27 protein-coding genes are annotated in these 25,311 nt (G+C 50.7%); 12 read left to right on the top strand and 15 right to left on the bottom strand.

Features of this window, described 5'->3' with window-relative positions:
- Position 1 precedes the first annotated feature (1 nt).
- The 7 genes from ABIK47_01410 (at position 2) to ABIK47_01440 (ending at position 8,262) form a co-directional block, all read left to right on the top strand.
- The gene (locus tag ABIK47_01410) at positions 2-262 is read left to right on the top strand and encodes an HPr family phosphocarrier protein (protein ID MEO0019285.1); all 261 of its coding nucleotides are present in this window, start codon (positions 2-4) and stop codon (positions 260-262) included.
- Positions 252-2,033 (top strand): phosphoenolpyruvate--protein phosphotransferase, encoded by a 1,782-nt coding sequence (ptsP, locus tag ABIK47_01415; GenBank protein ID MEO0019286.1) that lies wholly within the window; start codon positions 252-254, stop codon positions 2,031-2,033. Before ABIK47_01410 ends, ptsP begins: the two co-directional genes overlap by 11 nt.
- A complete protein-coding gene (locus tag ABIK47_01420; protein ID MEO0019287.1) occupies positions 2,026-3,051 on the top strand; it encodes a bifunctional phosphoglucose/phosphomannose isomerase in 1,026 nt (341 codons plus the stop codon). The genes ptsP and ABIK47_01420 overlap by 8 nt, the downstream gene beginning before the upstream one ends.
- The gene (locus tag ABIK47_01425) at positions 3,048-4,049 is read left to right on the top strand and encodes a sugar phosphate nucleotidyltransferase (protein MEO0019288.1); all 1,002 of its coding nucleotides are present in this window, start codon (positions 3,048-3,050) and stop codon (positions 4,047-4,049) included. Before ABIK47_01420 ends, ABIK47_01425 begins: the two co-directional genes overlap by 4 nt.
- A gap of 2 nt (positions 4,050-4,051) precedes the next feature.
- Positions 4,052-5,194, top strand: a complete 1,143-nt coding sequence (tgt, locus tag ABIK47_01430) for a tRNA guanosine(34) transglycosylase Tgt (protein MEO0019289.1) — start codon at positions 4,052-4,054, stop codon at positions 5,192-5,194.
- A gap of 18 nt (positions 5,195-5,212) precedes the next feature.
- Positions 5,213-6,355, top strand: a complete 1,143-nt coding sequence (locus ABIK47_01435; protein ID MEO0019290.1) for an ABC transporter substrate-binding protein — start codon at positions 5,213-5,215, stop codon at positions 6,353-6,355.
- 527 nt (positions 6,356-6,882) lie between these two features.
- Entirely contained in the window at positions 6,883-8,262 is a 1,380-nt protein-coding gene (locus ABIK47_01440; protein ID MEO0019291.1) for a hypothetical protein, read from the top strand.
- Positions 8,263-8,307: 45 nt separating this feature from the next.
- Here ABIK47_01440 and ffh read toward each other — a convergent pair whose 3' ends face one another.
- The 10 genes from ffh to ABIK47_01490 are packed head-to-tail and all read right to left on the bottom strand — an operon-like array spanning position 8,308 to position 15,382.
- Positions 8,308-9,597 (bottom strand): signal recognition particle protein, encoded by a 1,290-nt coding sequence (gene ffh / locus ABIK47_01445; GenBank protein MEO0019292.1) that lies wholly within the window; start codon positions 9,595-9,597, stop codon positions 8,308-8,310.
- Positions 9,582-10,235 carry a ribulose-phosphate 3-epimerase gene (gene rpe, locus ABIK47_01450; GenBank protein MEO0019293.1) on the bottom strand — a complete coding sequence of 218 codons (654 nt, stop codon included), beginning with the start codon at positions 10,233-10,235 and terminating at the stop codon, positions 9,582-9,584. Before rpe ends, ffh begins: the two co-directional genes overlap by 16 nt.
- Entirely contained in the window at positions 10,232-10,975 is a 744-nt protein-coding gene (locus ABIK47_01455) for a PASTA domain-containing protein (protein ID MEO0019294.1), read from the bottom strand. Before ABIK47_01455 ends, rpe begins: the two co-directional genes overlap by 4 nt.
- Positions 10,972-11,907, bottom strand: coding sequence for a methionyl-tRNA formyltransferase (gene fmt / locus ABIK47_01460; GenBank protein ID MEO0019295.1), 936 nt, complete (start codon positions 11,905-11,907; stop codon positions 10,972-10,974). The genes ABIK47_01455 and fmt overlap by 4 nt, the downstream gene beginning before the upstream one ends.
- Positions 11,898-12,434: a peptide deformylase gene (def, locus tag ABIK47_01465; GenBank protein ID MEO0019296.1), complete on the bottom strand. Its 537-nt coding sequence runs from the start codon at positions 12,432-12,434 to the stop codon at positions 11,898-11,900. The genes fmt and def overlap by 10 nt, the downstream gene beginning before the upstream one ends.
- Before the next feature lie 13 nt (positions 12,435-12,447).
- Positions 12,448-12,768 carry a preprotein translocase subunit YajC gene (gene yajC / locus ABIK47_01470; GenBank protein MEO0019297.1) on the bottom strand — a complete coding sequence of 107 codons (321 nt, stop codon included), beginning with the start codon at positions 12,766-12,768 and terminating at the stop codon, positions 12,448-12,450.
- Positions 12,756-13,388 carry a nicotinate-nucleotide adenylyltransferase gene (gene nadD / locus ABIK47_01475; GenBank protein MEO0019298.1) on the bottom strand — a complete coding sequence of 211 codons (633 nt, stop codon included), beginning with the start codon at positions 13,386-13,388 and terminating at the stop codon, positions 12,756-12,758. Before nadD ends, yajC begins: the two co-directional genes overlap by 13 nt.
- 2 nt (positions 13,389-13,390) lie before the next feature.
- Positions 13,391-14,107: an outer membrane protein assembly factor BamD gene (gene bamD / locus ABIK47_01480; GenBank protein MEO0019299.1), complete on the bottom strand. Its 717-nt coding sequence runs from the start codon at positions 14,105-14,107 to the stop codon at positions 13,391-13,393.
- Between the two features lie 35 nt (positions 14,108-14,142).
- A complete protein-coding gene (locus ABIK47_01485; GenBank protein ID MEO0019300.1) occupies positions 14,143-14,979 on the bottom strand; it encodes a purine-nucleoside phosphorylase in 837 nt (278 codons plus the stop codon).
- Positions 14,912-15,382: a DivIVA domain-containing protein gene (locus ABIK47_01490; GenBank protein ID MEO0019301.1), complete on the bottom strand. Its 471-nt coding sequence runs from the start codon at positions 15,380-15,382 to the stop codon at positions 14,912-14,914. The genes ABIK47_01485 and ABIK47_01490 overlap by 68 nt, the downstream gene beginning before the upstream one ends.
- Before the next feature lie 378 nt (positions 15,383-15,760).
- Here ABIK47_01490 and ABIK47_01495 point away from each other — a divergent pair, with 378 nt between their 5' ends.
- The 4 genes from ABIK47_01495 to ABIK47_01510 all read left to right on the top strand — a co-directional run bounded on the left by ABIK47_01495 (position 15,761) and on the right by ABIK47_01510 (position 19,440).
- Entirely contained in the window at positions 15,761-16,396 is a 636-nt protein-coding gene (locus ABIK47_01495) for a hypothetical protein (protein ID MEO0019302.1), read from the top strand.
- A 48-nt stretch (positions 16,397-16,444) separates the two neighbouring features.
- On the top strand, positions 16,445-18,046 hold the full coding sequence (locus tag ABIK47_01500; GenBank protein MEO0019303.1) for a tetratricopeptide repeat protein: 1,602 nt from the start codon (positions 16,445-16,447) through the stop codon (positions 18,044-18,046).
- Positions 18,047-18,145: 99 nt separating this feature from the next.
- Positions 18,146-19,198, top strand: coding sequence for a hypothetical protein (locus ABIK47_01505; protein MEO0019304.1), 1,053 nt, complete (start codon positions 18,146-18,148; stop codon positions 19,196-19,198).
- Positions 19,195-19,440: a NifU family protein gene (locus tag ABIK47_01510; protein MEO0019305.1), complete on the top strand. Its 246-nt coding sequence runs from the start codon at positions 19,195-19,197 to the stop codon at positions 19,438-19,440. The genes ABIK47_01505 and ABIK47_01510 overlap by 4 nt, the downstream gene beginning before the upstream one ends.
- Here ABIK47_01510 and ABIK47_01515 read toward each other — a convergent pair.
- The 5 genes from ABIK47_01515 to trpS are packed head-to-tail and all read right to left on the bottom strand — an operon-like array spanning position 19,431 to position 24,784.
- Positions 19,431-20,666, bottom strand: a complete 1,236-nt coding sequence (locus ABIK47_01515) for a hypothetical protein (GenBank protein ID MEO0019306.1) — start codon at positions 20,664-20,666, stop codon at positions 19,431-19,433. The genes ABIK47_01510 and ABIK47_01515 overlap by 10 nt on opposite strands.
- On the bottom strand, positions 20,663-21,922 hold the full coding sequence (rseP, locus tag ABIK47_01520; protein ID MEO0019307.1) for an RIP metalloprotease RseP: 1,260 nt from the start codon (positions 21,920-21,922) through the stop codon (positions 20,663-20,665). The genes ABIK47_01515 and rseP overlap by 4 nt, the downstream gene beginning before the upstream one ends.
- Complete coding sequence (dxr, locus tag ABIK47_01525; protein MEO0019308.1) at positions 21,915-23,090, bottom strand: 1-deoxy-D-xylulose-5-phosphate reductoisomerase; 1,176 nt, start codon at positions 23,088-23,090, stop codon at positions 21,915-21,917. Before dxr ends, rseP begins: the two co-directional genes overlap by 8 nt.
- On the bottom strand, positions 23,087-23,755 hold the full coding sequence (ispD, locus tag ABIK47_01530; protein ID MEO0019309.1) for a 2-C-methyl-D-erythritol 4-phosphate cytidylyltransferase: 669 nt from the start codon (positions 23,753-23,755) through the stop codon (positions 23,087-23,089). The genes dxr and ispD overlap by 4 nt, the downstream gene beginning before the upstream one ends.
- An 18-nt stretch (positions 23,756-23,773) precedes the next feature.
- Positions 23,774-24,784, bottom strand: a complete 1,011-nt coding sequence (trpS, locus tag ABIK47_01535; protein MEO0019310.1) for a tryptophan--tRNA ligase — start codon at positions 24,782-24,784, stop codon at positions 23,774-23,776.
- 310 nt (positions 24,785-25,094) lie between these two features.
- On the opposite strand from trpS, the gene ABIK47_01540 reads away from it, so the two are divergent.
- On the top strand, positions 25,095-25,311 hold a 217-nt coding region (locus ABIK47_01540; GenBank protein ID MEO0019311.1), incomplete at its 3' end, for a hypothetical protein.

Consider the following 25,311-nt stretch of genomic DNA (forward strand, 5'->3'; position numbering starts at 1 on the left):
TATGATTAGAGAGAACATCAAAATTGGCGGTCCGGTCGGATTGCATGCCCGACCAGCAGCAGAATTCGTTAAGATAGCAGAAAGGTTCAAATCAAAGGTGAGATTGTCAAAGGATGGTATCTGGGTCAACGGTAAGAGTATCTTAGCAATTCTCTCTCTTGCTGCGGAAAAGGGGAGTTTAGTTACATTAGAGGTTACAGGTGAGGATGAAGAGGAGGCTTTTAGAGCCTTGAAGGAGAAACTGACCTCGGATGATGCATAAGCGGGAGAGGATTTTTCGCGGGATTCCAGTTTCCGGTGGATTTGCGAGGGGACGGGCTTTTCGCTATCAGCAGTATCTTCCTAGGCTTGAGGAACGAATTCTCAAGCCAGAACAGGTTTCTATGGAGGTGGCACGGTTTAAGTCTGCAGTTGCCACGGCAGAAAAGGACCTGCGACGGCTCCACAGTCAGGTCAAACAGGAAATGGGTAGGGATTTTGCCGATTTTATTGATGTCCAGCTGAGCCTTTTGACCGATGAGGAGGTGTTAAAAGAAACGGAGCGTTTAATCAGGGAGAATTTGCGTAACGCCGAATTTGCCTATGCGCAGACACTCAAGAACCTTGCCGGTCCTGTAAGAGGGGCAAAACTCCAGGTTTTTCGAGAAAGGTTCGTTGATATTGCCGATGTTTCTGGAAGGGTTTTAAGTGTGCTTATGGGTGATGACTTGCCTTCAATCCATACCCTTGAGCCGGGTTCGGTCATTGTTGCCCGTGAGTTGCCCCCATCAGAGGCGGCACTTTTAGACCCGGCAAAGGTCGCTGGGTTGGTTCTGGAGGGGGGAGGGAAAACATCCCATACCGCGATTATGGCGAAGGCTAAGGAGATTCCAGCAGTTTTTGGAGTAGATGCGATTTCAAAACAGGTTAATGATGGGGAGGAGGTGCTGGTGGATGGTTATCGCGGTCTGGCGATTCTCAATCCTTCCCAGAACCGGCTCAAGACTTACGAAACCGAGATCAAGCGTTATCACCAGCACCGAGCATCACTCAAGGCGCTGAGAGAGGAGGAGCCGGTAACACCTGACGGCAGGATGATAGACCTTTCTGCCAATGTGGAGTTTTTGATTGAGGCAAAACTGGCAAAGGAGAATGGTGCAAGGGGTATTGGACTTTTCCGCACCGAATATATGTATCTGGCAAAGCGCCGTCCCCCAACCGAAGCCGAGCAGCTGGAGATTTTCCTTGAGGTGGCGCAACTGTTCCAACCCTTTCCGGTTATCATCAGGACATTTGACCTTGGGGGGGACAAAGTAATCCCGGGTTATACTGAGGCAAACCCTTTTTTAGGGTGGCGGGCGATAAGGTTCTGTCTTGATGACCTGAGCCTGTTTAAGACCCAGTTGCGGGCGATTCTGCGGGCATCAGTTCTACATAACATCAAAATTATGTTTCCGATGATAGCAACGATTGAGGAGCTACGTCGGGCAAAACTATTGGTTCAAGATGTTAAAAAGGAGTTGAGAAGGGAAGGGTTTGATTTTGACGAGAACCTGGAAATAGGAGTAATGGTGGAAACCCCGGCCGCCGCCCTTCTGGCAGAGCAACTCGCCCGGGAGTGCAGGTTTTTGTCTATCGGCTCAAACGACCTTACTCAATATACGCTGGCGGTTGATCGGGGTAATGAGCGGGTGGCGAAGCTCTTTGACCATTTCCATCCAGCGGTCTTGCAGTTAATCAAAAAGACGATTGATGCTGCACATCAACAGGGTATCTGGGTTGGTATGTGCGGTGAGTTTGCCGCTGACCCGCTCGGGATTGTTTTGCTTTTGGGAATGGGGGTGGATGAGATTTCGGTTGTGCCGGGGATGATTCCTGAGGCAAAGCAGGTGATCAGGACAATTGATACCGGTGTTGCCCTTGAGGTGGCGCAGGAGGCTTTGAAGTTATCAACCGCCTTAGAGGTTGAGCGGTTATTACAGCGGGAGTTGCATCGTCGTTTCCCCAAGCTGGTGCGTTCACTTTTTGCTGTTAAAGGGGTTGGCGGTGAATAGCTCAGGTTATAACAAAATGCTAAACTTGATTTTCAGCCTGCCAGAGCAGTTTGAACTCGGCTTGAAGATCGGTTTTGAGTGTGAGTTAATTAAACCAAAGGTGATTGAAAATGTTGTGATTGCCGGTATGGGTGGTTCGGCAATCGGCGGTGATATAGTGCGTACGCTTTCTTTGCAAACGGGTTCTTTGCCGGTGATTGTCTGGCGGGATTACAGATTGCCTCAGGCGGTTTCTCCTCGTACCCTTTTCTTTGCCGTGAGTTACTCCGGTAATACCGAGGAGACATTAGCCGCTTACAGGGAAGCAAAGAGATGCAAATCTCAGGTCATCGCCATCTCCAGTGGGGGGAGATTGGCGCAAATGGCAAAACATGATGGTCTTCCATTGCTATCTGTGCCTACAGGGATGCCACCCCGTGCCGCTATCGGTTTGCTGACAATTCCGATCTTGGTGGTTCTAAGCAGGTTTGGTTTATATCCAGATTGTAAAAAGGGAATCAGGGACACCGCTCGACTTTTAGGCAGACGGTTGCACAATTGGCACAAAAGAGCGCAACGGATCAGCAGGCTTCTTGATGGCAACCTCCCAATTGTCTATTCAACCTCAAGGCTCCTTGATGTGGCCGCTTATCGGTGGCAATGTCAGCTGAATGAGAATGCCAAGGTGATGTGTCATATCGGGCAGTTACCAGAACAGAACCACAACGAAATAATGGCCCTCTCCTCGCCAAGGTTTCTTGCCCGGAAGGGTGTTTTGATAGGGCTCTTTGACCGCACCACTCATCCACGAACTATTTTTCGTTTCCGCGCAACCCTGAACCTGTGTAAGGATGCCTTTTCGCGGTTCATTTTTGTTAATAGTGAAGGTAGGTCAGCATTAGCCCGTCTGTTTTCGGTGATGATAATAGGGGATTTAGTAAGTGTAGCGCTGGCAAAGAGAAGGGGGGTTGACCCGATGGCAATACCGAAGATTGACGAACTCAAATCAATGCTGGCAAGCTACAGGGGGAAGAGATGAGTCTCTGTGTGGTGATTCCGGCTGCGGGGGAAGGGCAGAGGTTAAGACCCCATACGCTTGCCCGTCCCAAGGTGATGCTGGAGGTGGCGGGCAAGCCAATTATCGGGCATATCCTTGACCGAGTTAGTGAACTCAACCCCGATAAGGTATGTGTTATTATCCCTCCCCGGGACAGAACGATCAAAAACTATCTCACAGGGAATTACCCGCTTCCGCTTGAGTTTGTTGTTCAAAATGAACCTAAGGGTTTGGGGCATGCCGTGCTTTGCGCCCAGGAGGCGGTGGCGGATTTACCGGTGTTGATTCTCTTAGGTGATACGATAGCTGACTGCGACCTCAAGCAGTTTCTCAAAAACAAAAGTATTATCGCTGTTAAAGAAGTTTCCGACCCGCGGCGTTTCGGGGTTGTTTTACTCGAAAACGGTGTAATAAAGAGGGTGATTGAAAAGCCCAAGGAGCCGGTTAGCAACCTGGCAATTGTCGGGGTTTACTACTTTCAAGAGTCAAAAGTACTTTATCGGGCTTTGAACAGGCTCGTGTTGGAGAACCGGATAGTTAATAATGAGTATCAGTTTACCGACGCCCTGCAGATACTTGCGGATGGGGGAATTGAGATCAGGACGATGGCGATTGATGTCTGGCTTGACTGCGGGACCCCTGAGGCAATCTTGGAGACCAACCGTGTTCTCCTCAGAATGACCGAAGACCGAGGACTTAATACCGGGGCTTCGGTCCCCAGTCTCCAGCGCTCGGTCCTTATCCCGCCTGTTCATATTGCCGATGATGCGGTAATTGAGCGTTCGGTTGTCGGTCCGTTTGTCTCGGTCTCTTCAGGTGCCCGCATTTTTGAATCGGTAATAAGGGATGCGCTCATCTATCAGGGTGCGCAGGTTGAATGTTCGTTTTTGGAGCACTCCATTGTCGGGGAAAATGCCCAGGTTAAAGGCAGAGCTGGACAGGTCAATGTTGGCCCCGGGATGAAGGCGCACGGAGATTAACCGTGTCTAATTTTGAGATTGTTAAGACCAGCGATCGGGCAAGGTTGGGAAAATTGCGCCTGCCTTATGGCGAGGTTGATACACCGGCATTTATGCCGGTAGGGACCCAGGCAACTGTAAAGACAATGAGTCCAAAGGAACTTGACGAAACCGGTACCCAGATACTGGTGTGCAACACCTACCATCTCTATCTCCGTCCTGGACACAAGGTCATTCAAGAGCTGGGCGGGGTGCAGCGGTTTATGGGGTGGAACAGACCGGTTCTTACCGATTCTGGAGGGTATCAGGTTTATTCGCTTGCCTCACTTTCCCGGATTGGCGATGATGGTATCGAGTTTCAGTCTCACATCGATGGCAGCCGGCATTTTTTAACCCCGGAACTGGTTATTGAGATTCAGGAGGCTTTGGGTTCTGATATTGCGATGTGCCTTGATCAATGCCCACCATTTCCGGTGAGCCGTGAACAGGCTCAGGTTGCGGTAAGAAGGACATCATTGTGGGCGGAACGCTGCAAGCGGGCAGCAAGGAAAGAGACCAACCTCTTTGGTATCATTCAGGGTGCCACCTATTCTGACCTGCGCCAGAAAAGTTGCGAAGAGATTATGGCGCTTGACTTTGCCGGTTATGCGATTGGCGGTCTGTGTCTCGGCGAACCTTCAGGTCTAACCTATGAGCTTACCTCTCTCGTCTGTGCGCTTCTGCCCGCTGACAGGGTGCGGTATCTCATGGGTGCTGGCTATCCTGAGGACATCATCCAGGCGGTGATGTGCGGGGTTGACCTTTTTGACTGTGTCCTGCCCACCCGCAACGGCAGGACCGGGACCGCCTTTGTCAGTTCGGGCAGGGTTTTGATACGTAATGCGTGTTATGCCCAGGACCCTTTACCCCTTGACCCGAACTGCAACTGCTACACCTGCCAAAACTTTTCCCGTGCCTATCTGCGCCATCTCTTTCTTAGTGGCGAGGCATTAGGACCCAGGCTTTTGACCTATCATAACATATTTTTCTTTCAGAACTTAATGCGCTCAATCCGCGCGGCGATTGCCGCGGGCAACCTTGCGGAATGGGGCGCAGATTTTCTCTCCCGTTATCAGGGGGATTTAATGGACAAACAATCAGTAATGGCAAATACCAGACAGGAGTAAAACAAAAAGGAGGAGTAAATGCGTTACCTCAGAATGGTGTTTTTAATGTGCCTTGTGCTCGGACTGGGCGTTTTGTCCTGCGGTCCGGGCAATATTATCAAGGTGGGCGTGGTTGCGCCCCTGACCGGTGATGTCAAGACATTCGGTGAATCAACCGTCAACGGCATCATGCTGGCGGTTGAGGAGGCGAACCGCGCCGGCGGTGTGAATGGTAAACAGATAAAACTCTTCATCTCCGACGACAAGAACGACCCAACCGAGGCGGCAAATGCCGGGGGTAAACTGATTGAACTGGATGGGGTGGTGGCAATCATCGGTTCGGTCTCAACCAAGTGCTCCCTGCCCCTTGCCGACAAGTGCCAGGTGGCGAGGATTCCGATGATAACACCGACATCAACCAACCCGAAGGTGACCGTTACTGATGAGGGCAAACACAAGGAGTATATCTTCCGCGCCTGCTTTACCGATTCTTTTCAGGGTGTTGTTGCTGCCTGGTTTGCGGTTGAGAGCCTCAAGGCGAAGACCGCAGCCATTATGTTCGATGTGGGGAATGACTATTCCCGGGGGCTGGCGGATTACTTCAAGCGCTTCTTTGAAGAACGGGGCGGCAAGGTGGTGGCATATGAGTCCTATCAGAAGGATGATGTTGACTTCTCCGCCCTCTTGACCAAGGTGAAGCAGCAGAAGCCAGACCTCCTCTTTCTGCCCGACTACTACAACAAGGTCGGGCTGATAGTCAAGCAGGCTTATCAACTCGGGCTGGTGACAAAGTTTTTAGGTGGGGATGGCTGGGACTCACCGGCGATGCTGGAGATTGCGGGCAAGGAGGTGGCGGGCAGTTACTTTGTGAATCATTACTCCGCTGATGACCCCAGACCCGAGGTGCAGAACTGGGTGAGTAAGTATCAGGCAAGATACGGACAGAAGCCTGATGCCTTTGCGACACTTGGCTACGATGCTGGGCTGCTCTTGATTGCCGCGCTCAAGAATGCGCCCAATGCCAAACCAGATGAGATTCGGGATGCGCTAAGCAAAATAAAGGACTATCCCTGCGTTTCCGGCACAATTTCCTTTGATGAGTTCGGCAACCCGATAAAACGGGCGACGATTATCCAGTATACCGAAACCGAACAGCGTTTTGTGACCTCCTTTGCACCGTAGCATTAAGTCGGATTAACAGTTAGGAGCCGGCTCTCACAGATATTTCTGAGCCGGCTCTTTTTAATATCCTGATTGTCAAAGCCGCAACGGATTTTTAGGCAGGTTAAGGTTTTAAACTGAAGGTAACAGCAAGCCTGAGGGCAACTGGGGGGCGAGCCCGGGGCTACCCTTTACTGGTTTAGAATAATATCGTAACATATCTTAAATAAATAATATAACCAATTCTTACTATAATATTTATATGTGCATTTGGGCGCACATTTAACTTACTTATAATTCGTTTTGCCTTGCGTCCTCATCCGTCATTCCACCGCAGTGGAGAAATCCCTTATAACCAGTGATGTCAGGTCAGATTTTAGACCCCTGCAGGCATAAAAAGCATCATCTGCTTAAGTTATTATCATATAATCTGTTGTAGAAGAAAATTCTGCTTGACATCGGCAAAGAGCAGGTTAAACTTAAGGTGGTTGTAAGATAAACTAATAATGCGGAGGGGGCAATTTGCCCCCTCCGCAAAAGGAGTGACGATGAGAAAGTGGCTATTGCTTCTCATACCTCTTGCACTTTTTGCCCAGGTGGAGATAGATACCGTAATCTATCTGCCCTCCTATCTTTGCAACGGCTTCTTTATCCCTGAACTCAACAAACTCTATGTCCTTGGTTGGAATGAACTTTATGTCCTTGACTGTTCAACATATGAGTTGCGGGCAAGATTGCCCAGGTATTGGGAATTAGGATATGGTGATTTTTCATATAGCTGGCGTAGGCAGAAAGTCTATTTAGGTGTCAACCCAAAACCCTGTAGCATAATGGTCATTGATGCGGTTGCCGATACCCTGATTGGCTGGATTCCAAAAGTGTGGAGCAGCAATGAATATGTTTCTTCAAATGACAGACTTTATTGCCCTCAATGTTCTCCTCAATGGAGTTTTCGGGTTATTGACTGTTCCACCGATTCAATTATTAAGGAAATTCCACCGCCCTACCCAGCAGTTTTATTTTTTGGCCCAACCTGGGATTCACTCTATAATAGACTTTTTGTCGGTATTAACAACTTCTGGCAGGGTTTTTGGGGTATTGCGGTATATGACTGCACCAACGATTCGCTTCTCGCAGTTGTTGACCTGCACGGGCACATAAGTCCAGCCAGACTGAATTTCTTCTACAAGTATAATAAAGCCTATTATACTCCCTGCGATAATGTCGGTGGTTATATGCTCCCGGGAGTGATTGACCTGAATAATTACAGTGTTAAGTTCTTCCCGTTTGCGTACCAAGGAGACGACTGTGCCAATCCGGTTGGGATTGATACTGTGGACGATAAGGTATACATTCCAGAGAGATGGGAGTCTGGTGTGCGGCAGTGCACTTTGTTTGTCATTGACCCGAACACCGACTCAATCATCAATAAGGTCATTTATCGCGACTATCCTGTTGAGGTTCTTGTCTGGGTGCCTTGGTCCAACCGGCTATATTTTTCCAATATGTGGTTTAATCTGTGGGTTTTGGATTGTTCAACCGACTCCATCATCGCCAGACTCCAGCTCAGTCGCACCGGAGAGTATGCTGGACCCTGTGATATTCAACTTGACCCGATTCGCCAGCGCATCTTTGCAATTGGTTGCGACTCCAACGCCCAGGCGGTCTATGTCCTGCGGGACGTTGTGCCGGGTGTGGAGGAGAAAAAAGTGGAGATGAGTGGCAATCTCTCTCTACCGACCGTCGTCCGCAATGTGCTGAAATGGGAGCCGGTCTCCGGTCATCGGTCTTCGGTCCTTCTTGATGTGAGCGGTCGCAAGGTCCTTGACCTTTTGCCCGGTGTCAATGATGTCCGCCATCTTGCGCCTGGAGTTTATTTCATCGAAATTGGTTCATCAATAGAAAGAAAGGTTGTAGTAGTTAAATAATTTTACCAACCACCGGTATCGGCAACTATATTTTGTCAGAGTGATTCAGTGGCGGCGGAGACGAGGAGTTTTGCCACTGGTTGACAGGTGGCGGGCGATTGTGCGCGCCTGTTCAAACTCCTTGAGGAGGCGGTTGACATCGGTTACGGTTGTGCCTGAGCCTAAAGCGATGCGCCGGCGCCTGGAGCCGTTGATGATGTCCGGGTTACGCCGTTCCTCAGGGGTCATTGACTGGATTATCGCCTCAATTTTCACAAACTCCCTTTCGTCAACTTCAATATCCTTGGCACCGGGGACAAGCGCAAGCAGCCGTGATAATGGACCCATCTTTTTTACTGTGCGCAACTGGTTGAGGAAATCCTCAAGGTCAAATTTGCCCTTCATGAGTTTTTCGGCAAGTTGTTGCTGCTCTTCTGCCCTGGTGGTCGATTGAACCTTTTCGGCAAGGGTCTTGATGTCGCCCATTCCCAAGATTCTCGAGGCGATGCGGTCGGGATGAAACTCCTCGAGGTCTTCCATTTTTTCACCGGTGGAGATGAAGAATATCGGCAGACCGGTAACCTGTCTGACTGAAAGCACCGCCCCGCCGCGGGTATCACTGTCCAGTTTGGTGAAGCAGGTGCCGGTCAATTTGAGACGCTGGTTGAATTCAAGCGCCTGATTAACCGCATCCTGTCCAACCATGCCGTCAAGGACAAGGAGGGTAACATCAGGGTTCAGGTGTTTTTCTATTGCCAGAAGTTCCTGCATCATCTCCTCATCAATGTGCAGTCTGCCCGCGGTGTCAAGGATTAAGAGGTTGTTCCCTTTGCGACGGGCATCCTCTCTGGCACCAAGACAGGTGGCGACAACATCAGCGCCAACCGGATAGAAGTCGCAGCCGGCACGGGCGGCAATCGCCTGTAACTGGCTATTAGCGGCAGGTCTCTTGGGGTCGCAGGCAACAAGGAGGGGTTTGCGGTTGCGGAAGCGAACGGCAAGTTTGCCCGCAAGGGTGGTTTTGCCGGTTCCCTGAAGACCAACCAGGCTGATTATTGCCGGAGATGAGGTGAGCTTTAGATTCGGGCTCGTGCCGCCAAGGAGGTTTACTAGTTCCTGATAAACGGTGTAGTTGATCAGTTCACCCGGTTTCAGACTGGCGGTAATGTTCTCCTGTTTCAGGCGTGTCTCCAGGCTCCTGACAAACTGACCGACAACCTTATAGTTGACATCGGCTTCCAGGAGAATCGTCCGAATCTCACCCAAAGCCCTGGAGATTTCCTGGGGTCCGAGCCGACCCCGACCAAGGAGTTTGCGTTGGAGCTCGGTCAGGCGCTGCGTCAGGGTTTCAAACATCTTAACTCTTGGACGGTTTGAGAGTAATTTTTGCTCTTGAAGATGGCGCTGCCGGCAACCAGGATATCGGCACCAGCCTGAATTATTCTTTCGGCATTGGCAGGTGAAACGCCACCATCAACCGAGATGGTATAATTTAAATTGTTCTGCTCACGGATTTGTTTTATTCGGGCGATACGCTCAAGGGAACTCGGAATGAAATCCTGACCGCCAAAGCCGGGGTAGACGCTCATTACCAAGACATCATCAATCTGAGAAAGATACCCCTCGATTTTTTCAATCGGGGTGTTTGGGTTCAAGGAGATTCCCGGTTGGCAACCACCAAGGGCAATGGCTTTAATGCACTCCTCGGGTCTTTCAGTGGCTTCGATGTGGAAGATGATATAATCGGCGTAGGGCAGAAATTTGTCAATAAAAGGTTCAGGCCCCTCTACCATCAGATGGGCATAAATCGGCAGCCTGACCTCTTTTCTCACCGCCCGGGCGATCGGCACCCCGAAACTGAGATTGGGAACAAAATGTCCATCCATAATGTCAAGGTGAAGGGCATCAATACCGGCATTCACAACCGCCTGAAGTTCTTGGGCAAGGTGGAGAAAGTCGCAGTCAAGGATTGATGCGGAGATGCGGACCATCATCTCGGTCGGGTTGTGTCAGGGCTGGCAATGATTAAACTGACAGTATCACCAGGTGCCACGGTCATTCCCTCTTCAGGGTATTGAAACAGGACAGTTCCTACCGGCTCGCCGCTGAGTGCGGACTTGAATTGACCTGGACGGAGTCCGTGCGCGATTATTATCCCCCGTGCGGTTTCAATGTTGAGACCGACAAGGTTGGGCATTGGAAAAGTCCCCGCCTTGGTGGAGACTGATACAATCACTTCGGCACCTTGACCAACCTCTGACCCAGATGGAGGTAAGGTGCCGACAACCCGTCCTACTGGAACCATCGGACTGCGAATAGAGTCTACGCGGACAATGTTTAAGCCCAACCGTTCAAGGGTGGTGATGGCGCTGGCTAAGGGGAGTCCCTCGAGATTGGGGATGCGCACCTTGCCGGTGCCGGTGGAGATGTCCAAATCCACCTTTCGTCCAAGTTTAACTTTTCGTCCCGCCCGCGGGTTTTGGGCAACAACCCGATTGGCAGGTATTTCCGGATGGGGAACCGAGCGGAGTTCACCTAAGCGTAAGCCGACACGCTCCAGAGCGATAATTGCCTCTTCCTTGTTCATTCCCACGAGGTTGGGGACAGTAGTTTCGCGCCCCTTCTTCACAAGAATCGGCATTATTAGGTTAATAAGCAGAAATATGCCCAGGGTTATGATGATGATTATCAAGAACCCAAGTAGAGCCTTTAAAGACTTTCTGTTTTTCTTCATTGGTTGTCCCCCAATCTTTCGCCTGGGCTTGGGCGATACCCATTACGGAAGTCTGCCCCGGAAAGTACCTTGCCACCTGCCGGTTTGATTTGCAAAAGTTCAAGGAGACCGTGAGCAGTTGCCACCATGACTCCTGATTTCTCAGTGATTATCGTTCCGGGGTCACTGTTAATATGCTCATTTAAGACCCGGGAGCGCAAAACGGTCAGTTGCCGCCCCCGGAAGGAGGTGATGGCACCTGGTTCTGGTGAAAGGGCGCGAATAAGGTTGTGGATTTCCTGGGCGGGTTTATTCCAGACAATCACTCGGTCTGACTTTGTTAGTTTTGGTGCCTTACTGGCGAGGGCATGGTTCTGCTCTTGCCTTTTAACTGAACCGGTCTCAATCTGGTTTAGTGTTTTTACCACCAGTCGAGCCCCTATCTGCCCCAATCTTGTTTTCAGTTCACCACAGGTCTCGTCAGGCTGGATTGGGATTTCAATCTGATTTAAGATATCACCAGTGTCAACGCCAGTATCAAGGGCGAAGACGGTCAGTCCGGTTTTGGTGCAGCCGTCCATAATCTGCCTGGGAATCGGAGCTGCCCCCCGATAGCGTGGTAAGAGGGAGGGGTGGAGGTTGATGAAGCCGTGTTGGGGTATTTTCAGAAGTGGTTCTTTCAGTATATAGCCGTAATCAATGACAACCCCGCATTGGGGGGCATAATTTTGGAATTGCTGGAGAAATTCCTGAGAATTAGGATCTTCAGGAGCAAGGGTTTCAAGCCCCAATTCCAAGGCAGCATCGGCAACCGGGGTAGTGGTAAGCCTTCGCCCCCTGCCAGAAGGCTTAGGAGGGGCGGTTACTACTAAAGCGATTTTATGGTGGGATTCTTTCAGGGCAAACAATGTCGGCAGACCAAACTCCCCGCTGCCGAAAAATGCTATCCGCATTCCTTTTGTTCCTCCTCCTGTAGTTCCTTAAGCCTTGACGCAAGCATTTTTCTCCGCACCTCGCTGAGGTGGTCAATAAAGAGGATGCCTTGGAGGTGTTCGTATTCGTGGATGATGGCGCGTGCTAAGAGTCCGGTTGCCTCCAACCGGGTCTCTTTACCCGTGTCATCAACACCTTTAACAATGACCATTTCCGGCCTGCTCAACACCTCAAAGATATCGGGAAAGGAGAGGCAGCCCTCTTCGGTTTCTATGTTGCCTTCAGTCGCAACGATTTGGGGGTTGATGAGACAGGTGGGCGGGCGGTCAATATCTGCAGCCTGCGGGTTGAGGGCAAATATTGCCACGGGCGCTCCAATCTGGTTGGCGGCAAGACCAACACCATCCCTTCTTATCATCGTTGCCTTTAAATCGGCGATAAGCTGGATAATTTCTGGGGTGATTTTGTCTATCTGGCGGGCAATGGTGCGGAGGATGGGGTTGCCGTACAGGAGGATGCGGCGGCAAGTACCGGTATCAGGGCTCATAGGGCTTTTGCTTCTATGAGGAGCCAAGTTTATATGCGACTGCACCCTTTTCTATTTCAATTTCGGTATTTTCAGCAATCTTAACCATCAAGGTGTTCTCCTTGACATTGGTGATGACACCTAAAATCCCAGAGGCAAACACTATTCGGTCGCCCCGCTTAAGGCTGGAAAGCATCTCCTGGTGCTTCTTCTGGCGCCGCTGCTGGGGCAGTATGATAAGAAAATAGAGCACCACAAATATTAAGAGGAGGGGCAGGATGCTTCCTAATAATCCAACCCCCCCGCCGCTGGGTTGAGCGGTTGGCTGGTTCTGAGCAAAGGCTACTGCAAACATTTTACCTCCTTTGGTTGTTTAGAGTTAGCCGCTGGCGCTGGCCGCTGATAAAGCCGATGCTGATAAATATAATGGGCAACGAGGCTCGGGACAAGGTATCGGATTGACATCCCCTTGACAATTCTCTTCCGCACATCTGCTGCCGCGATTGCCACCGGGATAACTTGGAGAAATAGAACCTGGTGGCCTTTACGCCCTAAAAGGACCCCTGGTTTAGGGAAACCAGGACGGCTCATCACAACCAGGCGCGCCAGTTTGATAATCTCATCACAGTTATACCAGTTTTTTATTGTTCGGTATTGGTCATAGCCGATTATCAGATAAAATCGATCATTGGGGAAAAATCGCCTCAGTTCCTGCAAGGTATTGATGGTATATGATGGGACGGGCAGGTTTTCTTCAATGTCACAAAGGGCAAAGAGCGGGTTTGAGCTGATTGCCAGTTTCACCATCGCCTTGCGGTGAGGATAGGATGCCAGCGGTGGAGGGCGATGGGGAGGCTGGAATGAAGGTATGAATAACACCCGTTCCAACTTTAATTTCCTGGTAACATCATCGGCAACCAAGAGATGGCCAAGGTGAATCGGGTCAAAACAGCCTCCAAATATACCAATGCGCATTTTTACTTCAGCCGGCGCAAAAGGCGCTCTGCAGCGAGGATTAGTTTTGGGGATGAGTCACTGGCGACAATTTCCTCAAGTAGGGAGCGTGCCTTTTCAGCCTCACCGGTGTTGAAGTAACAAACTGCCAGGCGATAGCGGTCGGTTCCAGACCAAGGGATATCAGGGTAATTTTCCTTGATAAACTCGTAGTAAATCAGCGCCGATTTATACTCCCCGGCTTTAAAATACAGTTGAGCCGCTTCAAACTCCTTGTGGGCGAGGCGCTGACCGATTGTGCGCAACGCCTCTTCAACCTGGGCACGGAATTGGGATTGGGGGTATCGTTCAAGAAATTCAATAAAGAGTTCCTTTGCCTTAAGGAGCGCGGTCTGGTCACGATTCGGGCTGGGTGCAGAGCGGAGAAGGGAGAGCGCCAGTTTGAATGCCGCCTCCTCTTGATACCTGCCGTTGGGGAAGTTTTTGAGATAGAAGTCAAATTCGGTCTGTGCCTGGCTGTAATCCCTCGTTTGAAAATAGCAGTCGGCAAGGTGAAACTGGGCATCAGCCGCCTCGGTACTTCCGGGAAAGTTGAAGATGCAATAGGTGAAGGCAGCCTCTGCCTGAGGGTATCTTTTTGCCTCCTTGTATTCCAGTCCTTGGGCAAAGGCCTGGCTGGCGGTTTGCGGTCGGTTTATCTCCTGGCGTTTCGGGCAGGCAGAAAAAATCAACGACAACACAAACAGGGGTAAAGGAAAATACTTCCGCAAGTGTTTCAAATCCGTTTTACCACCTCGGTCACCAAATCTGTGAGTTTTGGCTCTGCCTCCTGGGCGGCCCGCAATATCGAGGCGAGGTCAACCGGTTTCAGTTGCTCAGGGGTGCCCATATCGGTGATCACCGAAAAGGCGAGGACCTTGAGTCCGGCGTGGCGGGCAACAATTGTCTCGGGAACGGTTGACATCCCCACCAAATCAGCCCCGATAATTCTCAGATAGCGATACTCTGCCGGGGTTTCAAGATTGGGGCCGGTAACCCAGGCATAAACACCTTGCTGGAGTCTGATGCCCAGTTCCAAAGCAACGGTTTGAGCCAGTTTAATCAGTTGCGGGTCGTAGCAGGCGAACATATCCGGGAATCTCGGCCCTAAGGATTCGTCGTTTGGTCCGCGCAAGGGGTTTTGACCGGTGAGGTTGATGTGGTCGGTGATGACAACGATGTCGCCGGTGGTGAAATCGGGATTGAGACCACCAGCAGCATTGGTAATAATCAGGGTGTGGATGCCCAGTTCCTTCATCACCCGGACCGGATGGGTGATCTCCTGAGGTTCATAACCTTCATAATAGTGAAACCTGCCCTGCATTATTACCACCGGTCGGTTCTGAAGCATCCCCAAGATCAGCCTGCCGCCGTGGCTCTCAACAGTCGGTACGGGAAAATGGGGTATGAAGGCGTAGGGGATGGTGATATCAGCAGCAACCCTTTCGGCAAGTCTGCCCAGACCGGTGCCAAGGATGATGCCTATTTCCGGTTTGAAACCGGTCCTACTTCTGATTGCCTGGATGCTTTCCTGAATCTTTTGTCTCAGTTCGCTCACGGTCCTCTTTTTCAAATCTTTCCACGATTGATAGATAGGTGTTGGCAATCCCCCGGATTTCATCAAGAATCAGATTCCGCCGGGAGCGCAACTCCTTCAGGTCCTCCCTGAGCCGCTCCGCCTCCTTCTGAAACTGTTCGATGAGCGTTTCCTTTTCCCGCTGGGCGTTGCTTTTGAGTTCGTCTGCCACCTTCTGGGCGGTCAAAAGCGTTTCCTTGAGGAGGTTTTCGGTCTTTTCATAGGCGGCAATCTTGGCTTTGAGTTCGTCAACCTTCTCGGCGAGCACCGCACGCTCCTTTTTCAACTCCTCAAACTCATTGGCAACAATTGCGAGAAAGGCGCGCACCTCCTTGGGGGCATACCCACTCAAGGCCTTTTTAAACGCCTTTTTGCGTATCTCCAGCGGTGTCAGTGCCATCATTTTTAGTCTAACAAAGAGCCTGACGGTGTCAAGAAAGCAAGAGGACCACCGCCGAACCTTAAAACCGCCTCTCCCCTATCTCGGGCGGGAATCTCCATCAATTTTGGTTTAATAATATGGAAATCGGTCCCTGAACATTGGCGAGATTGATCTTATCGCGTCTATTAGTAGTAGATAAACTCAAATAGAAACACAATATGTTGAGATGTACGATGCAGGGGGTCACTCCCCCGGTGGCTATGGAGGAACGGGATGGTTGTGGTTGGTTATCCTTTTTTGATGGAGGGGGATTTTCTTTTATATTATGGGGAAAGGCTGTTTTTGCCGGTCGTGGTTCGTTTGTTGACACATAGGGGGAAAGGGGTAATCTTAATTATGGCAAGGAGAGCGTTTTTAACCGTTTTTATTTTTCTCTCGATTTTGATGAGCAGATGCCGGCGCCAATATTCAGACTTCTTTCCCCTGGTGCCGAATGCGGTGCGGATAATGAAGGTAACCGAGCGGACTATTACCGGAAAAGACACCACAGTTCGCAGCGAGGTGAGGGTTGTTGAGGTGGTCAAGGGGTTGAAGGAGGTGCCGAGGCTGGGTAAGGTCTGGGTGGTGGAGACGCCGCTGCAATCAGGCTCTTCCACAATCTACTATTATGAGCGCAAGGGTGATACGGTGTTTAAGCTGGTGCCGGGCAGGGGCGGCAGGGTTGAGCGGATTGTTTATCTCATCCAGCCTTTGAGCGTGGGCAGAAAGTGGTTTGAGAGTGACGAGGAGCGGGAGGAGACCGAGGTGGTTGCAGAGGAGGATGTGAGCGTGCCCGCAGGGTTTTTTGCCGGCTGTTTTCGGGTGGAAACAAGGAGCAGCAAGGTCGACTTTCATCAGCGGCTGTGGCTGGCATCGGGTTTAGGTGTGGTCAAGCGGGAAAAGGAGCAGCGCTGGAGCCGAGGCGATACCTATTTTGAACTCTTCCGTGCCGAGGAACTGGTCGAGTATCGGATTTTGAAAAGCAAAAGATAGCCTTTGAGAAACAGGGGCAATTTCAAGGTTAAAAGATGGCTGGGTCTTTTGATATCAGGTTTGGTCGCTATCGGTGTTTATCTGCCGACGCTGGGTTTTCAGTTTGTCTGGGATGACATCAATCTAATCGTTTACAATCAGGACCCGCCTTTAAGGGCGTTTGGTCAGAGTTTCTGGGCGGGTTCAGGTGAACATTTGGGTTCTGACCCTTATTACCGCCCGTTAGCCAATTTTTCGCTGAGGCTGGACCGGTTGATTGCAGGCAGAACCCCCTGGTTTTTCCATTTAGTTAATATTTTGCTGCACGCTTCTGTCTGTGTCCTTTTTGCCCTTTTGATTTTTATGGTTACCGGCTCCTGGAAATCCGGGCAGTTTGCCGCTCTGTTCTTGGCTCTGCACCCGTTGTTTGCTGACTGTGTTGCCTATGTCAGCGGCAGGACCGACCTTCTAACAGGATTGGGTCTGTTAATCGCCTGTCTGGGGTTGATTGAATATATGAAGAAGGGCGGCTGGGTTAATCTCATCCTTGTGCTGGCAGGTTTTGCGCTCGCGGTCTTTTCCAAAGAGAGCGGGTTGTTCTTTATTCTGATTGTTCTTATCTGGATTTTGTTCAAGGGCAAGGTTAAGAGGTGCGGGGTGGTTTTAGCCGGGGTGGCTGTGATTGCTGCTATTTATCTTTTTGCCCGTTATCAGGTTTTGGGCAGCCTGGTGGGAATGAAGGCTGCTGATAGATTTCTGCCCTTGATCATCACCGGATTAAACAGTTTTGGTCAGCAACTGTCGTTACTTTTCTTTCCTTTTAACAGAGTGATTTTCTATTGCTCTTCAGGGGATTTTGTGCGGCTGAATGTTTGGGGTGTAATTGGGCTTGTTTATCTTTTTTTACCGCTCTTGTTTTTGCGGTTGAAACAGCGGTTTTATCCTCTTCTTGGCTGGTTCTGGTCGGTTGTGTTCCTTTTGCCGGTGGCGGTTCTTGCTCCTTTTGGACCTTCAGGCAGGCTTCTGTACCTGCCCGCGCTGGGTGTTCTCTTGATGCTTGTGGCGGTGGCGAGGTTGATTGCCACCAGACCAATAGAGAAAAGGGTTCTGGTAGTTGTTGCGGTCTGCCTCTCGGTTTTCTTTATCCCCTTTTTATGGCGCAGGATGCGTCTCTGGCAAAATGAGGAGAGGCTCTTTTCAAGGATGGTTAAAGAGGCGCCTGATTATGCGCCCGGTCATTATAACTTGGGTTCGGTTCTTTTGAAAAAGGGTGATGAGACGGGGGCGATTGCCCATTACCGCAGGGCGGTGGCGCTTGATTCCGGCTTGAGTGTTGCCGGTTTCAACCTTGCCGCGCTTTTACAGCGCCGGGGTGAATATGAGGAGGCGGAGATGCTTTTGCGCCGGGTTATCAGGGATAAACCGGGTTATGCCCAGGCTTACGCCAATCTTGCCCTGATTGTCTTAAACAAAGGTGATTTGGCGCTTGCCTTAGACCTCCAGAAAAAGTCCGCTGAACTTGCGCCTGCTGACCCGAATATCTTCTACAACCTGGCGCTCCTTTTTCGCAGAAAGGGTGAACTGGATTCGGCGCGAAAGGCGCTCGGCCGGGCAATTGAACTTGACCCCCGAAACCCCCGTTTTCGCTCCCTCTGGGATAAATTGCAATAATGCTTGACTTTCAGGACCGCGGTTATAAAATTGGATAAATGGATGAGGGTTATTGTTGTGCCTCTTTCGGAAAAGATTTCACGCTAAACAGGATGATAAATGATTACCAGTCGTAAGGCAAAGGCGGTTGGTCTTTTCTCGGGCAGCCTGGACTCAATCCTTGCCTTCAAACTCATCACCGAACAGGGTATCCAGGCGGTGGCGCTCAACTTCAAACTACCCTTTGGGATTGCCGGTCGGGTTCCCAGCCAGGAGCAACTTCAGACCCTGGCCGGGATTTTAGGGGTTACCTTAATTACCCTTGAGGCTGGGGATGACTACCTTGAGATTGTTCGCGCACCGAAATACGGGTATGTCTTGGAACTGGCGCCCTGCGTTGACTGCCGGGCATACATGCTCAAAAGGGCAAAGGAGCTGATGAAGGAGATTAAGGCGGACTTTGTTTTTACCGGCGAGGTCCTGGGTCAGCGCCACTTTTCCCAGAGCCGGCGCTCACTAAGACTTTTGGAAAAGGCTTGCGGTCTTGAGGGGAGACTATTGCGCCCCCTTTCGGCAAAGGTCTTGGAGCCCACGCTACCAGAACTTTCCGGCCTCGTTCGCCGGGAGAGGCTTCTTGACTTCCACGGCAAAAAGCGGCGGCGCCAGATAAGGCTTGCCCAAGAGTATGGTATAGTGGACTACCCCCCACCGGGCGGCGGATGCTTACTTACCGACCGCAACTTCGCTTCAAGGTGCCGTGATGCCATCGCCCATAACCAGTTCAACACCCTCAAAGAGATTGAAATCCTCCACTACGGCAGACACTTCCGACTCCCCAGCAAGGCAAAGGTTGTTGCGGGCAGAAACGAAGAGGAAAACGAAATCATCTCGAAACTGGCGGGACCCGACGACCTGCTGTTCAAACCCCTTAACACTAAAGGCCCCCTCGTCCTCCTCCACGCAAAGAAAAAGACCAAAAAGGACATCGGGATTGCCGCAAGGATTTGCGCCCGTTACTGCGACAATACCAAAGGGAAAGCGGTTCAGGTTCAATGCGACCAGGTGATTCTCTCGGTGCGACCTTACAAAGACGAGAACCTGACCACCCTTCGCATAACTCCGCCGGAACCGACCGCTGAGCCCTCAGCAACAACCTCAAAAAAGCCATTATGATGCAGCAAGAAACAAAAGACAAAATAAAAAGACTGATTCAAGAAACCATCCGCCCCACCCTCCTCCTAGATGGCGGTGATATCCAACTCATTGAAATCACCGATGACGGCGTGGTCCGGGTTCGGCTAAAAGGTGCCTGCGCCCACTGCCCCTTCTCCGCTATGACACTCGCTCTCAGTGTTGAAGACACCCTAAAAAAGGAGATTCCTCAAGTCACCCGCGTTGAACCAGTTCAGGGGTAAGGGACCCCCTCCAGAAAATTCTGCCGATAGGCAAGACTATAAGGGATTAGATACCATCCGGTTGAATAAAAACCCACCCGCCTGGGCCTGCGCAAAAACCGGTCAAAAAGCGCCCCAAACGAATAGAACTCCCCCTTAACCCTTGCCGGCTCATCAGCCTCAACCCCGGGGTGATACCTCACCGGCACAACCCTCTTCTCCCCGTCCCTCCCTACTTCAAAAAACCTCACTTCCACAAAATCAAGGTCAATCCGGCGCAAGAGACTGGCAATTTTGTCATACCTCCCGCCCCTTACCGGTAGAGTCAACCTTGTTCCCACAAGCAACCGCCGCGACTGCAGAAACTTCACCCCTCGGTAAAGCCACCGAACCACCCGCTCGTCACTCAGCGCCTGCTGTAGCTTGGCGCCCACAAACGACTCGTCCAGAAACACCACCTTCGCCCCTGCCTTTGCAACCAGCCGCACTAAATCTGGGAACTCAAAAATCCGCTCACTACACCTAACGCTCCAGTGTCGGTGATACCCCCACAGCAGACGGAACATTTCATAATAAAAATCCGGCTCACTGGCGATATCATCGTCAAGCAGATGAATATGTTTCTTCGGTAGTGACAGCACCTCTCCTAAAATCTCTTCTTTCGACCGCTTCAGGCGATTTTCCTGATAATAAAGAAACTCAGGGCACAGGCTTTTTACATCTTCAGGGCAAAAGCACCCCCGGATAAAATAAATTGTCTGATAGTTAGTGTTCATCAACAGTGGCTTGCCCAGAGCCGGGTGCGGTGTTGTATAATTCGGCACCGGCGGTGAGATGTAAACCTGCTGAAGGCATTTTTTTTCTGCGTCAGACCTGATTTTTCCCCAGACATTGGTGATATCACCAATTACGCGATGGGTTGCCCATTCCGGTGCGGTTTCTTTCCATAAGGTCACCTGTGGTCCAAATAGCACTACCGGCTTTCCGGTTCTTTCAAACATCTCCACAATCAGCCGGGCAGATTCATCATGATTGAAGTCAACCCGAACAAGGACAAGGTCAAAACTGGAATCGGGCTCAACGATTTCAACCCGCTCATCAAGATAAACAAAGGTATCGTTAATAGTTAGAGTAGCGAGACGGGAGATTTCGCTGTCAGGTCGGAGAAAAAGCCTTGCGCCTTTAGGTGGATAGCCTTTGACAAACCTTTGTGTCTCAAAAGCGGTGGCGACCGCGAGGATTTTCACTTGCGGATAAGGCGGAGGATGTCGTTAAAGATGGTGAAGACAATCAAAAGTCCAATTAGCGCCCAGCCGATATTTGCCGCCCAAGTGAGTTCCCGTTCTGAGAGTTTGCGCCGTCTGAGATGAGCGATGATATCTAAAAGGATTCTACCACCATCCAAGACAGGCACCGGGAGCATATTGACGACAAAAAGGTTGACGGAAAGAAGCGCCCAGAGGGCAAGGAAATATTCTGCCCCCCAACTGGCACCCTCGTAGGCAATTTTGGCGACCATTATCGGGCCGCCAATTACCCGGGTGGAAATCTGTCTGGTGATGACTTTATAGATGATGACAAATGTCTGAACCGTGATATAACCGGTGCGGCGAACCGCCTCATAGAGCGCAACCGGAAAAGAGAGATTCCTTTTGGGCAGGCGCACCCAGACCCCAATCTGTCCAAAGCGCTCGTTGGTTAGCTGGTCGCTTGTGACCGCCGGGGTGATGGAGTCGGTGATGAGGTTATCCCCGCGCAGGTAGGTAATTTCAATCCGGTTACCGCCATTTTTCATCACAATGTCAACAAAATCCTCCCAGCGTTCTACAGGGGTTCCAGCAACGCTTTTGATGATGTCGCCTGGTCTGAGTCCGATTTTTGCTGCGGGGCTGCCCGCGCGCACCCGGTCAACAACCGGGACCAGAAGTGGTTCAATCTCAAGGGATTCAGGGACATCGTAATTTAAGACAAGTTTTTCTCTGCCGCGCAGAACCTGAAGAGAAACAGAGCCGATTGTTTTTTTCTCAAGGATGCGTTCCAGAGTGGCAAAGTCAGGTATGGTCTCTTTGTCCACAAAGAGAATGATGTCACCGGGCTGGAGCCCAGCGGCTTTTGCCTTGGAATTCGGGAGAGGGTATACTGTGGGCGTCAGGTATTTCAGACCGAAGATGAGATACATCACGGTAATCATGAGAAAGCCAAGGATGAGGTTAAAAACCGGTCCAGCAGCGATCACCGCCACTCTGATTCCGAAGGGTTTGTCGCTGAACCCCCCTTCCTCTGGGTTTTCCTCACCGGTCATTTTGATGTAGCCGCCTAACGGGATAAGGGAAAGGCGGTATTCGGTCTCCCCGATTTTTTTCTTCAGAACCACCGGTCCAAACCCAATGGAGAAGGATTCAACCGGGATATGGGAAATCTTGGCCACTATCAGATGCCCAAACTCATGAAAGGTAATCAGGACACCGATAAATAGGGCGACAAGGATTATTGAACTAAACATCTATTTTTCTGTGCCTTTCTATCAGATTAAGGGCATAACCTTTTGCCCAGTTTTCAGTTTTTCTCAAGGCCCTAAGGGTGGACACCCTTGCCTTTTTCTGCCGCAGGTGTTCCTTGAGTGTCTTGGCAATTATAACCGGGATTTTGCCAAAGGCAATTTTGTGATTGAGAAAGGCGGCAACAGCAATCTCATTGGCGGCATTGAGAACGCAGGTCGCGCCCGGACCTTTCTTGAGCGCCTGATATGCCAGTTTGAGGCAGGGGAAACGGTCTAAATCAACCGGAAAGAAGCGGAGCGGCTTGATGTTTTCAAAGGAAATAGGCGGGACAGGTGAGGCGAGCCGTTCGGGATAGGTCAGGCAGTACTGAATGGACAGGCGCATGTCCGGATTGGACATCTGGGCAAGGATGGCGCCATCAACAAACTCCACCATTGAATGGACGATTGATTCCGGATGGATAACGGTCTTTACCTGCTCAGGCTTAACCCCGAAAAGGCGAACGGTCTCAATCACCTCCAGCCCCTTGTTCATCAAGGTTGCCGAGTCAACGGTGATTTTTCTGCCCATCTTCCAGGTGGGGTGGTTGAGAACTTCATCAAGTTTGGCATCCTCTGGCAGACCTTTACGCCAGAACGGCCCACCAGAAGCGGTGAGAATCAAAGAGCGAACAGCCTTGATGTCCCTGCCATCAAGGCACTGGTGTAGGGCGCAAAGTTCAGAGTCAATCGGCAGTATTTTTCCCTTGTAGCGGCGAGCGGTCCTCATCACCAACTCGCCATAGGCAACTAATATCTCCTTTGTTGCCAAAGCGACCCTTTTGCCCGCGCGCAGGGCTTTTAACACGGGAATAAGACCGTCGGTGCCGCTCATCGCCATTATCAAGATGTCGACCTCATCAGATTGGGCGACATCAGCGAGCGCTTTAAGACCGGCTAAGACCTTGAAACCTCTTCCAAGTTTTGAGCGGGCAATCTCAGCCGCCTTCGGGTCGGTCAATATCACCAGGCGAGGTTTTAACCTTTGCGCCTGAAGCGAGATTTGCTCAACCGCCTGGTGGGCTGCGATGCAGAAGGGTTGGAACCGGTCAATGAGATGGGAGATGACATCCACCGCTGAGCGACCGATTGAGCCGGTGGAGCCAAAGATTGCGACCGAGGTTTTCTTCACAAAAGCGCCTCACAGATTTTCAGGTCATCTTTTGTGGTAACCTTGATATTGAGAGTTGAGCCCAATAGGAGCCGGGGCGAGATGTTAAGGTTTTCAATCAACTGGCATTCGTCAGTGGCAACCAGCCCCTGATTGCGTGCCTGGGCATAGGCGCGGCGCAAAAGGGAAAGGAGAAATAGCTGTGGTGTCTGAATCGCCACAAGACCGGTGCGGTCAACAGTTTTGACAATTCTGCCCTTTATTGTCTCTTTGAGGGTATCGGTAACAGGAATGCCAAATGCCACTGCCGGATATTTGCGCACCGCCCGAAATCCAATAGCGAGCATCTCTGGTTTGAGCATCGGGCGGGCGCCATCGTGAACCGCCACATACCCCTCCTCGGGCAGGGCAAAAAGCCCCTGCTCAACCGAATCCATCCTCTCTTCGCCACCGCTAACCACCGCCAGCGCCTTCTTAAACCGGCAGGTTTTTATCATCTGTCTGACATTCCTTATTTTACTTGGGTTGGTGACAACCACATAGCCTTTTACCTCGGGACAGGTTTCAAACGCCTTCAGGCTATAGAAAAGGAGCGGTTTTTTATTTACCGGGGCAAACTGCTTGAGACCGCCAAATCTTTTACCCCTGCCGGCAGCAACAATTATGCCAAAATTGGGTTCAGCCATTTTTTTGCGATTAGAGCCTCAAGCCTCAGGCACTCTAAAGTATTTTATCTTCATCGCCTCCCGCACCAGGGTCATTGTCTTTTCACCCTCAAGGCGGGCGCGGTCAGTGCCCTGTTTCAGAATGTCCCAGACATACTCAGGGTCTTTTTCAAGCTCCTTTCTCCGCATGCGGATGGGCTCAAGAAACCGGTTCAGGACCTCGGTCAGGCGGTTTTTACAGGGGACGCAGCCGATTGTGCCCGCACGGCAGCGCTCTTCAATGTCTCTGACCTCCTCCGGATTAAAGTTTTTGTGATAGGCAAAGACAACGCAAACCTCTGGATGTCCAATGTCTGTAGGATGGATGCGCGCAGGGTCGGTTACCGCGCTCTGGACCTTGCGCTTTACCTCTTCAGGTGGGTCAGAGAGATAGATGGCGTTGCCAAGGCTCTTTGACATCTTGGTATTGCCATCAAGACCAACAAGCCTGGGGTTCAGAATCTGCTCAGGTTCAATTAAGACCGGGGCATAGATGGCGTTAAACTTCCTGACAATCTTGCGGGTCAGTTCAATATGGGGCGCCTGGTCCTCACCCACCGGCACCAGATGGGCGCGGCAGAAGGTGATATCTGCTGCCTGGCTCACCGGATAACCAAGAAAGCCGTATGGCATTGACTCCTGATAATTGTACTGAAGCGCCTCGGTCTTGATGGTCGGGTTGTGGGAAAGTTGCTGAACGGTAACGAGATTGGAGTAAATCACAGTGAGTTCTGCTATTGCTGGCACGCCGGACTGGATAAAGATTGTTGCCTTTTTCGGGTCAACACCGCAGGCGATGTTGTCCATTGCCACATTAAGGACATCCTGACGCAGCCTTTCCGGTTTATCAAAGTTGGTGGTAAGTGCCTGAATATCAGCAATGATGATAAAGGTGTCATAGGTGTCCTGCAGTTTAACCCTATTGGCAACCGAACCCACATAATGACCCAAATGGAGCGGTCCGGTTGGACGGTCACCGGTAAGAATCCTTTTCTTTTCCATCCTTTGGATTATACGGACAGGATGATAACGGTCAAGCAAGGGTCTAAGATTTATACACAAAACTCCAGAAAATCTGCCTAAATTCCGGTCAGTGACCACCATAGGGGTCATCCTGGGGATGGTCCCCTCCACCCTCCCCGTTGCCGTTTTACCCCTACTTTCCCAATGGACTTTTGCGAGCCTTCCCAGATAAAGGTCATGGTCTTGGGACTGAAAACTGGTTTGACAGATATGCTGAAACTTTTATAATTCTTTACAGGCTCAATAAACAATAAAGATAGGACGACAATTGCAGGAACAAATATAAAAAGGAGCAAAAATGAGTCTAAAGTGGCTAAAAATAATAAACATCAGTTTGATGTTGGCTTTCTCATTGCTTTCCGGTTGTAAGAAAAAATTGAACTTTCCTCCTGAGAGCCCAACCATTTCCGGTCCCCGTATAGGGGTTGTGGATACAAATTACACCTTTTCAACCCAGGCTTATGACCCTGATGGTGACAGCGTTGCGATGCGGTTTTACTGGGGTGATGGGACCG

The organism is candidate division WOR-3 bacterium (assembly GCA_039801245.1).
In the GTDB taxonomy this organism is placed as follows: Bacteria; Hydrothermota; Tepidihabitantia; order Tepidihabitantales; family Tepidihabitantaceae; genus JAOABP01.

Excerpts from the sequence above, each read along its gene's own strand:
- ABIK47_01425 (MEO0019288.1), top strand. The coding sequence starts at position 3,048 with ATGAGTCTCTGTGTGGTGATTCCGGCTGCGGGGGAAGGGCAGAGGTTA.
- ABIK47_01505 (MEO0019304.1), top strand. The coding sequence starts at position 18,146 with ATGATTACCAGTCGTAAGGCAAAGGCGGTTGGTCTTTTCTCGGGCAGC.
- ffh (MEO0019292.1), bottom strand. The coding sequence starts at position 9,597 with ATGTTTGAAACCCTGACGCAGCGCCTGACCGAGCTCCAACGCAAACTC.
- ABIK47_01495 (MEO0019302.1), top strand. The coding sequence starts at position 15,761 with ATGGCAAGGAGAGCGTTTTTAACCGTTTTTATTTTTCTCTCGATTTTG.
- ABIK47_01455 (MEO0019294.1), bottom strand. The coding sequence starts at position 10,975 with ATGAAGAAAAACAGAAAGTCTTTAAAGGCTCTACTTGGGTTCTTGATA.
- ABIK47_01490 (MEO0019301.1), bottom strand. The coding sequence starts at position 15,382 with ATGGCACTGACACCGCTGGAGATACGCAAAAAGGCGTTTAAAAAGGCC.
- nadD (MEO0019298.1), bottom strand. The coding sequence starts at position 13,388 with ATGCGCATTGGTATATTTGGAGGCTGTTTTGACCCGATTCACCTTGGC.
- fmt (MEO0019295.1), bottom strand. The coding sequence starts at position 11,907 with ATGCGGATAGCATTTTTCGGCAGCGGGGAGTTTGGTCTGCCGACATTG.
- rpe (MEO0019293.1), bottom strand. The coding sequence starts at position 10,235 with ATGATGGTCCGCATCTCCGCATCAATCCTTGACTGCGACTTTCTCCAC.
- rseP (MEO0019307.1), bottom strand. The coding sequence starts at position 21,922 with ATGTTTAGTTCAATAATCCTTGTCGCCCTATTTATCGGTGTCCTGATT.
- ABIK47_01510 (MEO0019305.1), top strand. The coding sequence starts at position 19,195 with ATGATGCAGCAAGAAACAAAAGACAAAATAAAAAGACTGATTCAAGAA.
- def (MEO0019296.1), bottom strand. The coding sequence starts at position 12,434 with ATGAGCCCTGATACCGGTACTTGCCGCCGCATCCTCCTGTACGGCAAC.
- ABIK47_01440 (MEO0019291.1), top strand. The coding sequence starts at position 6,883 with ATGAGAAAGTGGCTATTGCTTCTCATACCTCTTGCACTTTTTGCCCAG.
- ABIK47_01410 (MEO0019285.1), top strand. The coding sequence starts at position 2 with ATGATTAGAGAGAACATCAAAATTGGCGGTCCGGTCGGATTGCATGCC.
- ptsP (MEO0019286.1), top strand. The coding sequence starts at position 252 with ATGATGCATAAGCGGGAGAGGATTTTTCGCGGGATTCCAGTTTCCGGT.
- yajC (MEO0019297.1), bottom strand. The coding sequence starts at position 12,768 with ATGTTTGCAGTAGCCTTTGCTCAGAACCAGCCAACCGCTCAACCCAGC.
- ispD (MEO0019309.1), bottom strand. The coding sequence starts at position 23,755 with ATGGCTGAACCCAATTTTGGCATAATTGTTGCTGCCGGCAGGGGTAAA.
- ABIK47_01435 (MEO0019290.1), top strand. The coding sequence starts at position 5,213 with ATGCGTTACCTCAGAATGGTGTTTTTAATGTGCCTTGTGCTCGGACTG.